The 10688-nt window shown below is 30.8% G+C and carries 10 protein-coding genes; all 10 read right to left on the reverse strand.

Going from position 1 to position 10688, the window contains the following annotated elements:
* Positions 1–80: 80 nt before the first annotated feature.
* Complete coding sequence (locus PGOND44_RS15635; protein ID WP_155943853.1) at positions 81–482, reverse strand: hypothetical protein; 402 nt, start codon at positions 480–482, stop codon at positions 81–83.
* A 665-nt stretch (positions 483–1147) separates the two neighbouring features.
* Positions 1148–2029: an energy transducer TonB gene (locus PGOND44_RS14400; RefSeq protein WP_003445184.1), complete on the reverse strand. Its 882-nt coding sequence runs from the start codon at positions 2027–2029 to the stop codon at positions 1148–1150.
* Positions 2030–2475: 446 nt separating this feature from the next.
* Positions 2476–3072 (reverse strand): hypothetical protein, encoded by a 597-nt coding sequence (locus tag PGOND44_RS14410; RefSeq protein ID WP_003445190.1) that lies wholly within the window; start codon positions 3070–3072, stop codon positions 2476–2478.
* Positions 3073–3551: 479 nt separating this feature from the next.
* Complete coding sequence (locus PGOND44_RS14415) at positions 3552–4520, reverse strand: Fic family protein (protein ID WP_003445192.1); 969 nt, start codon at positions 4518–4520, stop codon at positions 3552–3554.
* Between the two features lie 285 nt (positions 4521–4805).
* Positions 4806–5237, reverse strand: coding sequence for a hypothetical protein (locus PGOND44_RS14420; protein ID WP_003445194.1), 432 nt, complete (start codon positions 5235–5237; stop codon positions 4806–4808).
* A gap of 397 nt (positions 5238–5634) precedes the next feature.
* Positions 5635–6315, reverse strand: coding sequence for a hypothetical protein (locus tag PGOND44_RS15080; RefSeq protein ID WP_003445197.1), 681 nt, complete (start codon positions 6313–6315; stop codon positions 5635–5637).
* A gap of 152 nt (positions 6316–6467) precedes the next feature.
* Entirely contained in the window at positions 6468–7355 is an 888-nt protein-coding gene (locus PGOND44_RS14430; RefSeq protein ID WP_236612009.1) for a toll/interleukin-1 receptor domain-containing protein, read from the reverse strand.
* A gap of 350 nt (positions 7356–7705) precedes the next feature.
* Entirely contained in the window at positions 7706–8617 is a 912-nt protein-coding gene (locus PGOND44_RS14435; protein WP_003445203.1) for a hypothetical protein, read from the reverse strand.
* Between the two features lie 468 nt (positions 8618–9085).
* Positions 9086–9553: a hypothetical protein gene (locus PGOND44_RS14440; RefSeq protein WP_003445206.1), complete on the reverse strand. Its 468-nt coding sequence runs from the start codon at positions 9551–9553 to the stop codon at positions 9086–9088.
* A 92-nt stretch (positions 9554–9645) separates the two neighbouring features.
* Positions 9646–10305, reverse strand: coding sequence for a hypothetical protein (locus PGOND44_RS14445; RefSeq protein ID WP_003445209.1), 660 nt, complete (start codon positions 10303–10305; stop codon positions 9646–9648).
* Positions 10306–10688: the final 383 nt, after the last annotated feature.

A 10688-nucleotide genomic window follows, 5' to 3' on the forward strand; every position in this document is an offset into this window, starting at 1 on the left:
CCTGTTGTGCCTTGGCAGGCAGGCCTGTCGAAGTGTTAACCTATCGGCACTCCATATGTTTAGTTATTGCCAGTAGTTTTTTATTCATCTCTTCCAATATATTGTAATTCGTTTTTTGTTTTTGAAAGTTGAAAATGAAAGTGTTTAGTTCCATCTTCCATAGGTTCTTTTACATAATACTCTCGATTAAGGTAGTTTTTCGTTTCAAAATTTAGTTTTTCAAAAGTTTCGTAATCGGCAGAAGGATAATCTTTTTTGAAATCTACAACCTCTAAAAATCCTTTAGATTCTCGTATTTCTTTGGCAATTCTTGATTTGTCTGAATCAGAAATTTGAATTTTCAGAGTGTGTGCATAGTCCATAAATCCACCACTTCCATTTTTCAGTATTTTAAAGTCGTCCTTCAATTCAATATTATGTTCCGCTAATATTTTTAGGGCGTCATTTTTGCTAAAAGTCCAGTCACTAATCCAAGGTGACATACATAGAAGAATAAAACCTAAAGTCAATATTGATGATATATATTTTCCTGTTTTGGGTCTGTTACATATTCGAAAAGTCCAATAAGTGAGAAATGTGATTTGAAAAACCAAAAGAAATGGCCATATAAAAATCACAAGAAATTCCAGTTCAGCCAATATTGTCCAAGCAATTATTAGGCTCAAAATAACTCCTGTTATAATTCCAATTTGTTTATTTCCGTGTTTATAGGGAAACCAAAAGCAAAGGATTGTTAATCCAAATAAAATTAAACTTGTTATGAGATTGAAGTGGTTCATTTTCAAATTAATGGCAACATCCTCATAAATCCTATTCAGATCTTCAGCATAGGGGATATATCTATTTAGAATGTTGTTTTATTTTTATCTAAACTAACACTTTCATATATTTTATCCAAGGAACTTCTAATTAATCACTGAAAATGCTGAATTCAAGATTCTAAGGCGATGGAGGTTTTGCTATCGCAAAATCTGGTAGACCTTATGATGAAAGTTACGTTTCTGTGTTGCCTAAATAGATAGCGAAAAATCAAATAAAAAAGCTCAAAGAATCAGCTTTGTGAATCCATGAGCCTAGACTACTCCTGTTTCAAATTAATGAAGAAAAGAGTTGTTTTTTACCTCAGTTCTTTGTTACCCAACGTTTTTTAATCCGCAACTTGAAACATTAGCGGCATTTTATATAAAACATTAATTGGTGTTCCATCTTTAGTTCCAGGTTTTAAATCAGGCAACAGTCCAATAACTTCTATTGCATTTTGATTCATAATTCCTGGTCCACCAGTTGCATTTATATTTATTGCTTTTCCGTTTGTATCAATCACAAATTCAATCATTATTTTTACTTTGCCTGTAAGTCCAATATCCGCGGCAAGCCCAATATTAAAATTTCTCACTACGTGCATTTGAATGTATTTGTTTGTACACTTTTTTCTTTTTTCAATATCCCATTTTGATTTACAGTCAGGTGCTAATGGTGGATTTTCAACTTCATTGAATTTTATTAACTTAAATTCGTCAATTTCTTTAGTTATTATTTTAGCTTTTGAATAATCGTCATTTTTGGTTTTCTCCGATTTTGATTCTATGATTTTTGGTTTTGAAGGTTTATCATCGATCAATTTCTTCATTTCCAATCGAATCATTGGAAGTATAAAATATGTTTTACCCTCTACTTCTTGAACAGTAATATGCATTGAAGAGAATCCGTCATTTTCTGTTCCAATTAGTATTTGGTTGTCTTTAATTATCCAATTTTGATTATCAAGGAAAAAGAGTTCTTTCATTCTTTCATCAGCAAGTTTTCCAAATTTAATCCTAAAGACTTTGTTTCCTTTAAAATTGAACTTAGAGTTTAAAAAGGCATCCTCAACCATTTTTAATGCTTCTTTTTGTGGAACTTCGTCAGAATTCGAAATATTAACATTAATTGCTTTCCATTCGCCCATTAAATTTTCGTCATTCAGTTTTTGAGCGTTTGTTAAGAAGCTAAATATTAATGTTGTAGCTAATAAGAATTTTAATTTCATAATGTTTTTTCAAATGTTCTACTTCATCCCCATAACCCCTATTCAACTCTTCAGTATAGGCTATATATCTATTTAGGACGTTGCTTTTATGATCAACTAAACTAACACTTTCACACATATTATCCAAGGGACTTATAATTAACCACTAAAAAGGAGCATTCAAGATTCTAATACAACGGATATTTGCCAACACTACTCGCTTATTTTTTCCTTATATCGCAAACGCAGGTTTTCGTCATTTTCACCTGCGCAATTATTTTTAAGGGCATTATTTATTTTCAAAAATGTGCTTCCCAATTTGAAAAGCAATTTAAAAACAACCTTCCCCTCTTTAAGGGTTCTTGCCAACGCATCGAATTCCCCCTTATCTAAAAATACCTGATCAGTCAACAAAACATATAGCACTAGCCTATCTGCAAGCCATATGCTTAGTTATTGTAACACGTTTATATCGCATTATTAATTCCATTTAAAAATTCAGATATTCGTTTAGGGTTATTTTTATTCGTTTCAAGGAATCCTAGGTTCCCGCGTACGAACTCTTTAAAAATTCCATTGGGTTTATCAGAGGTATTATTTAGCCGCATTCCGTAATTATAAATGTAAGAACGAATAGTATATATTGGTCCCCAGGGAAATCCCCACCAACCTAGAAGAGATGATTTTATAATGGCATTCGTGTTGAGTTTGTTTAAGCATTCTGAACAGCCAACTTTTATGCGTTTGTCATAATGTGATATTACAATTATACTAACTACTTCTCCTATCATCGAAATATTTAATTTTTTGTTTTCGGAGGAACAAATCGAACAAGTACTGTTTTCAATTAGACTACAATATTCAGAAAGCTCATCTTTAGTCAGTTTTCTGTTTTGGATCTCAATTCCATTTAGAATCTCTGGAGAAAGGTTTCTTTTTTGGATTTCAAATTTTAGAATTTTTAAAACTTCTGGTCGTAATGAATTAGCATCCTTCATTGCAATATTTTCAATGGTATAGTCATCGAAATTTTTATAATTATCTCTAATATCTTCTATATCCATTCAGTTTTTTTTTAAAAAAAAATTTGTTACAACATCCATATAACCTCTATTCAAATCTTCAGCATGGGGTATATATTTATTTAGAACGTTGTTTTATTTTTATCTAAACTAACACTTTCACACATAGTATCCAAGGGACTTTTAATTAAGCACTAGAAATGATGTATCCAAGATTCTAAAGAAACGAATATTCATCAACACTACTCGCTTATTTTTTCCTTGTATCACAAACGCAGGTTTTCGTTATTTTCACTTCCATAATTATTTTTAGGGACACTATTTATTTTATAAAAATAATGAGTGGAATTAAAATACTTCCCTATTTGGAAAACACTCTAAAACAACCTTCTCCTTGTCTAAGTTCTTGCCAACTCCTCGAATTCCCCCTTATCTAAAAATCCAAGATCAGTCAACAAATCATATAGCTGACTCCACTGAGCCTACCTGTCGAAGTGTTGGCCTATCGGCAAGCCATATGCTTAGTTATTGTACCCAGTTATTAGTTTATAAATCGTTTTATTTAGTTCTCCAATTTTCTCGAATATTTTCAACTCTGTTCCTTTTTTCAAATCTCTACTTGCAGTTGCCGAAGAAATATCTTTGAAAATATCCATATAATCTTTTCTCGTAAATTGAATCTTATTTAAAGAGACAAAATATTCTAATCTGTCTTTTTCATTTAATGTTCGATTATTGAAATTTAATAATTCACTTATTGAAATATCAATTACTCCTAACATGTATTCAATAAACTGTGTTGATTTTCCAGATTTATCACTTTCCGCTAAAGCTTTATAATATTTTTCCTGATCATTACTAATTAAAGTCTCGAAAGGTAAGAACTCAAAGATTGGATATTTTTCCATTAAAATCAGAGTTTGCCATAATCTTCCCATTCTTCCATTCCCATCTAAAAATGGATGTATAAACTCCATTTCATAATGGAAAACGCAACTTTTAATTAACTCAATTTCGTCTGACTTTTTTAAGTATTCAAAAAGGTCTTTCATTAAGTATGGAAGGTTTCCAAAAGGTGGAGCTTCATGTTCTATTTTTGAACCTTTTACAATTCCAACGCTTTGTTTTCTGTATTTTCCAGCATCTTCAATGAGGCTTTCCATTAAGTCTTGATGAGCTTTTAGAAATGACTTTTCATTAGATGGTTTGTAAATATCTAAATTTTCATATATTTTTATTGCATTTAAAACTTCAACGACATCTTTTTTTGGACCAATAACCCTCTTGTTTTCGAGAAGCGCTGTTATTTGTTCTTCCGTAAGTATGTTTCCTTCAATTCTTAAAGAAGAATGAATAGTTTTAATTCTATTCTGTTTTCTTAATTTAGGAGAAGGTTTGTTTAGTAAGTTAGCATTTACTTCACCTATTTTTTCTGAAATGGAAGTTATTAACTTTAAAATAGAAGATGTTATTTCGTAAGGTGGTTTCATTCTTGATAATATCATTTGATATTATCAAAGATACAATCATTTCGCTATAATTGTGGAGTGAAACGAAATTTTTGATTGGGCACAACGTTTCGGCTATGGTTAGTACGGGAATTAAAAGTAATTACTTCTCGATTAAGTACTTAGCCAAAACTTTTTATTTTGTTTTATCTTTTTATTTCTAAAGCCAAATCAAAAAGATTTGGCGGACTTGGTTAAATGCATTAAACTTTGGGTTAAGCACTAAAACCCGTATTAATTATAGCCATTGTTGTGTGTAGGTGTTTTTCAGTTCAGTTTTGTCATTCCTAATTGGTCAATCGCTTGTCTTCCATTTTCGTCCAGTGAGAAAGTCAAATCAGTCCAAGCTGTTCCTTCAATACCTTTTAAAACAATTCCATTTTCCGTTTTCGATATTGTGAACAAGAAATCCGCAAGATTGGCGTCCTTGTCCGAAGAATTTTTTTCCAATTCTGTCATTCCATATTCATCAATTGCTTGTGGTTGGTAGTTGTTTAGGCTAAAAGCCAAATCAACCCAAGCGCTACCCTTAACGCTCTGCATCTTAATTCCGTTATCAGTTTTCTCAACAATAACCTTAAAATCTTTTAATTTCGATGATTTTTGTTCTGTGTTCTTTAATGAAGAACATCCCATTAGAGAAATTGTAAAAATCAATAAAATCAGAATTGTTTTTCTAAAATTCAATTTTGTTTTCATATCTATGGTTTTAAATTAAAGTTCGATTTTTTTTCACTTACACACAACATCCATATAACCCCTATTCAAATCCTCTGTATAGGGTAAATATCTATTTAGAACGTTGTTTTATTTTTATCTAAACTAACACTTTCAAACATTTTATCCAAGGAACTTTTGATTATCCACTAAAAATGGATCATTCAAAGTTCTAAATTAACGGAGGATTACTATCGAAAAACCTGGTAGACCCTATAATGAAGTGTACGTTTCTGTGTAGCCTAAATAAATAAAGAAAAATCAATTAAAAAAGCTAAAAGAATCAGTTTTACAAATCTTTGAGCCTAGACTACTCCTGTTTCAAATTAAAGTAAAAAAGAGTTGTTTTTTACCTCAGTTCTTTGTTGCCAACTGGCTTTTAAATTCGCATTATATTATCTACTTTACTTTGAACATTATCAATGCTTTCAAAAAATGGAACTAGTTCTGGTTCAATCCAACTTATCAAATCGTAAAGTTTTGCTCTAATACTGATTGTTTCAGTACAATCGATATTGTTTCCGTTAAAGCATAAAGGTTCACAATGGTTTACTCTATTTCTAAACTTTCTAATGTCATCCAGTTTTGAATAGATACTCGCTCTATCTTCTACTGCAGGTTTGTTGATGAAAATTTGTATTGGTTGTCCACCGATTAATGAGTAGTGATGAGCAAGAAATAAAGCTATCCAAAAACCGAAAGTTTGGTCTGAAATTATTTTTCCGTTAGTTATAGGAATTCCTCTTCTATTTAATTTGTTTTCCGTTTTTATAACGGAACTTCTTAAAAAGTAGTGTGAATGAGCCAATGACGGATTTCTCATAAATCTATTTTTTTGATTTATTATCCAATCATTATCAACAAAATGGCTTGATAGTTGTAAATTTAAACTATTCCTTAAAACGACTTCAAGTTGTGTCAATATAGGATGCATTGCTTGAGCCAACCTAATATTTGCATTGTATAGTCTTTTGGCTCTATTTTTATTATTAGTAGTAGCGTTGAGATATCTATTATATCTTGGTCTAGATAAATACTTATTTCGTAATTCGTTTCTCATATATTTCGCAATATCGAGAATTATTTATATATTTACATCATATAGATTTAGTAAAGCCTCTTTCTTTATTGAAATGTAACTAAATAGAAGATATAAAAAGGAACTCTTAATCGAGTTCCTTTTTTTTGTTTTCAGCTTATTGGAAACTAGCTTTATAGTTCCTTTAATGCTTTAATTATGTCTTTCGTTGAATGGATAGGTGTATTTAATGCCATCTTATCTGCTAAAGTTGGACTAAATTTAAGTACTTCATCTTTTGAAATTTTATGACAAATAGGTAAAATAACTTTATGGCCATTCATTTCTCTGGCAACCATTCCGTTCAATTCGTATTCTGTCCAATTCTTCTTAACGAATGATGGCGAAATTATGACTATTCCGAATCTTGAATTTGTTAATCCAACGTCAATTTTTTTTCTTAAACTGTCTCCAATTTTTAATTCAAACTCATCATACCAAACCTCAAATCCGTTTTCTTTTAACGAACCTGCAAGACTTCTCACAATGTCATCTTTATCTTCTGAAGCGTGTGAAATAAAAAAATCGTATCGTTTATTCTCTTTTACTTCTACATTTTCGAACGTTGTTTGTGATGAATAGTTTTGATGAATTAAAATGTCTAATTGTGTTTTTTGCTCATCTATTTTTCTTTGTAAACTTCGCTGAAAATCTTCTTGTTGTTTATTCTGCTTTTTAATTTCTGTATCTTCTGAATTGCGTAAATCTTGTTTTTTCTTGCCTAATTCAATTGACTTATCAGCTATCTTTTTTTGGTATTCAGCAATTTTCTTCTTACAATTATATATGTCAGTCTGATAACCTTGTATCTGTCGATTTTTACTTTGTAAAGTTGAGACGGACGTACTTTTATTAATTGACCTATTCACAGAGCAAATTTGTTTGTTTTTTTCATTTTCCTTTTTACTCTCATCCGCAATTTTCTTTTGAAAGTCTGCAATATCTTTTTCAATTTTGTTTATTTGGTTTTGGTAATAGCTTGGATTCATTTTCGTTTTTTCAGCTCGTTGCACAACATCCATATTTCCCCCCATTCAACTCTCCAGTATCGGCTATATATCTATTTAGGACGTTGTTTTTATTACCAACCAAACTAACACTTTCATATATATTATCCAAGAGGCTTTTAATTAATCACTAAGAATGCCACATTCGACATTCTAAGGTGACGGGTGTTTTACTATAGCAAAATCTGGTAGGCCATACAATGAAATTTACGTTTCTGTGTTGCCTAAATAAATAGAGAAAAATCATTTAAAAAAACTCAAAGAATAAGTTTTACGGATCCATAAGCCTAGACTACTCCTGTTTCAAATTAAAGTAGAAAAGAGTTATTTTTTACCTCAGTTCTTTGTTGTCTGTATTGCTATCCTTAAAGTTTGTCGATAGTTCCAGCTTTTAAATAATTTAAATATCGATTAAGATTATATTCTAAACCTCCATTTTCAACTCTATTTATCCAGTTCAAACCATATTCAAAACCCTTTAATATTTCTTTTAGTGATGTCAAATTAAGTTCGTTTTTTGAAAGATTTTCCGAAATGATTTTCATCAATTTTTTCCTCTCGTCGCCTTCTTGATAATGAAATTTACGTTTTAAAACAAATGTATCAATTTCATAATAGTGTAGCATTACCTTCACTACATCATAAAGCTCTCTACCATTTACAATTATTGGGTCAACCGTTATCGAAATTATATTTTCAAATCCTAATATTTCATTTTCTATTGAAAAATTTAATTCTGGGTTCAGAGCTCCAGGATCTTTAACGTCAAAAGTTTCTCTCAATTCATTTGTTCGCTTAATATATGGTTCATCGCTTGGGTTTTCACATTCAACGCAGAAAAAAATGTCTTCTACTTGCTCAATTGAAATTCCGTAATCTTCTCTTTTAAAACCTTTAAGTCCAGCCGATTTTAATGACAGACATATATCGTCAGCTTTTTCTAATCCTGTTGGAATCATTTGAATAGAAATCGGACCATATATTGTTGGAATTGAAGCTGTATACTTATTATTCATATTGTATAAGGCGAAATAATTTCCGAAATCGCTTAAATTGACAAATACTTTGTCCCATACTTCGTTTTCCTTATCGTTTTCATCTGTATCAAATTCAGTTAGCTCATATTCTTCCCTGTGGACTAAATTTCTTGAAGGAATACCACGTAACTTCAAATAGGATTCAAAGTCAGTAAGCTGACAAGAATGGAAAAGGTTTATTCCTTTGTTTGTCAGTAGTTCTGTTAATTCGGGAATTCTATCTTTTGTTATTAAGCCCATATTTTTTTTGCATTACAGCCAACATCCGTATAACCCCTATTCAAATCCTAAGTATAGGGTATATATCTATTTAGGACGTTGTTTTATTACAAACTAAACTAACACTTTCATATATATTATCCAAGAGACTTATATTAACCACTGAAAATACTGCATTCAAGATTCTAATACAACGGAGGTTTGCCAACACTACTCGCTTATTTTTTCCTTAAAGTGCAAATGCAGGTTTTCGTCACTTTTATTTTCGCAATTATTTTCAAGGACACTATCTATTTTCATAAATAATGAGTGGAATAAAGGTGTTTCCGTATTTGGAAAGCACTCTACAAACAACCTTCTCCTCTTCTAAAGTTTTTGCCAACACATCGAATTCCCCCTTATCTAAAAATCCCGGATCAGCCAACAAATCATATAGCGATGGCCTATTGGAACGCCATATGCTTAGTTATTGCCAAACGTTTTTCCTTTTTAAATCGCTAATATTTCAGAAATCATTGTCTTATATTCTTGAATATTTCTTTCATATTTTTTCTGAACTCTAATCCATAATATAACTCCAACTGCTAAAATTGTTGTTGCAATTATATACATTGAAGCACCGCTAATTTTACCTGAGATTACAGCAATTAAAAAAACTAATCCCACCGACATATGTGTAAATATTACTAATTTCCACAAAAAGTGTTGATTAAAAGAAATTTCTACATCGGTCTCCTTTTCAATATCTGTTTTTGATAATTTTCCATTTACAACAATGCTGTTTAAATAGAACAAGTACCATGCATATAGAATCCGTTTACGCATTTTAAATGTTATTGAATTATTTTTATCGTGATTCATATTAAACACTAATCCGTTAACAGATTCAAGTGCGGACTCAATATTCTTACTAATCTCTTTAGGACTACTTTCTACTTTAAAATTCCATTTTTTCATAATATCGTTTTCAATGTTTGGTAGCGTCTCGGCTAAAAATCGTTGCTATCCCGCAGGGTAGCTATGATTTTTTAGCCATTGTTGGCGGGTCGTTATTTCTTTATTTCGTTAATATTAAATCCATCTAAATATGATACTTTCCACTTGGACTCTACTTTTATCACTTTGAATTTATAGTTATAATCTTTCCAACTTTGATGCGTATCTTGATTTAATCCGCCCCATTTCCATATATATTCATTTCCATTAATTTGTTCAATTTCTACTGATTTCCAATCCATATTATCTTGGCATGAACACCAAGGATTCACATCACTTACGAAATTGAATGGAGGCATATCTCCAACAAGCCAAGGACCATATTCAAATTCATTAGCTTTTAGTTTTCTGTCAAGTGTCAAAATTATTTGATTGTAGTTCTCAATAAATTCTTTAGCGAAAAAGTTGGTATTCTTTAGCTTACTAAGGTTTTGCTTTAGTGCGTCAAAGTCGAATCCAATATAAATGCTGTCGTTTCTGTCAGCAACAACAGGAAGTAAATCAATTGAATTTTTTGAGTCTGCCCATTTTAGTACTTCTCTTATTAAATTCAGGATTTCCGTTTTGTCTTCTGGTTTTTCATTCATTGAAGTTTTAACCATACCTGTAGGTGTTTCAATTTTATTTTCCGTAACAGTTGTCGATTGAGGACTTTGATTACAACTGCATAAAATCAGTCCAAATACTATTGTTAAATATCCATGTACTTTCATTCTTTGTTCGTCTTTTTTCAATGCCCGCCAACATCCGTATAACCCTATTCAAATCTTCAGTATAAGGTATAGATCTATTTAGGACGTTGTTTTATTATCAACTAAATTAACACTTTCAAACATTTTATCCAAGGAACTTTTGATTATCCACTAAAAATGGATCATTCAAAGTTCTAAATTAACGGAGGATTACTATCGAAAAACCTGGTAGACCCTATAATGAAGTGTACGTTTCTGTGTAGCCTAAATAAATAAAGAAAAATCAATTAAAAAAGCTAAAAGAATCAGTTTTACAAATCTTTGAGCCTAGACTACTAGTGTTTCAAATTAAAGTAGAAAGAGTTGTTTTTTACCTCAGTTCTTTGTTGGCTTTAGTTTTTTTT

Source organism: Psychroflexus gondwanensis ACAM 44 (assembly GCF_000355905.1).
Classification (GTDB): Bacteria; Bacteroidota; Bacteroidia; order Flavobacteriales; family Flavobacteriaceae; genus Psychroflexus; species Psychroflexus gondwanensis.

What these genes read in the sequence shown, in the direction of transcription:
- PGOND44_RS14440 (WP_003445206.1), bottom strand. Translation starts at nt 9,553, where the DNA reads ATGAAAAAATGGAATTTTAAAGTAGAAAGTAGTCCTAAAGAGATTAGT.
- PGOND44_RS14410 (WP_003445190.1), bottom strand. Translation starts at nt 3,072, where the DNA reads ATGGATATAGAAGATATTAGAGATAATTATAAAAATTTCGATGACTAT.
- PGOND44_RS14430 (WP_236612009.1), bottom strand. Translation starts at nt 7,355, where the DNA reads ATGGATGTTGTGCAACGAGCTGAAAAAACGAAAATGAATCCAAGCTAT.
- PGOND44_RS15080 (WP_003445197.1), bottom strand. Translation starts at nt 6,315, where the DNA reads ATGAGAAACGAATTACGAAATAAGTATTTATCTAGACCAAGATATAAT.
- PGOND44_RS15635 (WP_155943853.1), bottom strand. Translation starts at nt 482, where the DNA reads ATGTCACCTTGGATTAGTGACTGGACTTTTAGCAAAAATGACGCCCTA.
- PGOND44_RS14445 (WP_003445209.1), bottom strand. Translation starts at nt 10,305, where the DNA reads ATGAAAGTACATGGATATTTAACAATAGTATTTGGACTGATTTTATGC.
- PGOND44_RS14435 (WP_003445203.1), bottom strand. Translation starts at nt 8,617, where the DNA reads ATGGGCTTAATAACAAAAGATAGAATTCCCGAATTAACAGAACTACTG.
- PGOND44_RS14420 (WP_003445194.1), bottom strand. Translation starts at nt 5,237, where the DNA reads ATGAAAACAAAATTGAATTTTAGAAAAACAATTCTGATTTTATTGATT.
- PGOND44_RS14400 (WP_003445184.1), bottom strand. Translation starts at nt 2,029, where the DNA reads ATGAAATTAAAATTCTTATTAGCTACAACATTAATATTTAGCTTCTTA.
- PGOND44_RS14415 (WP_003445192.1), bottom strand. Translation starts at nt 4,520, where the DNA reads ATGAAACCACCTTACGAAATAACATCTTCTATTTTAAAGTTAATAACT.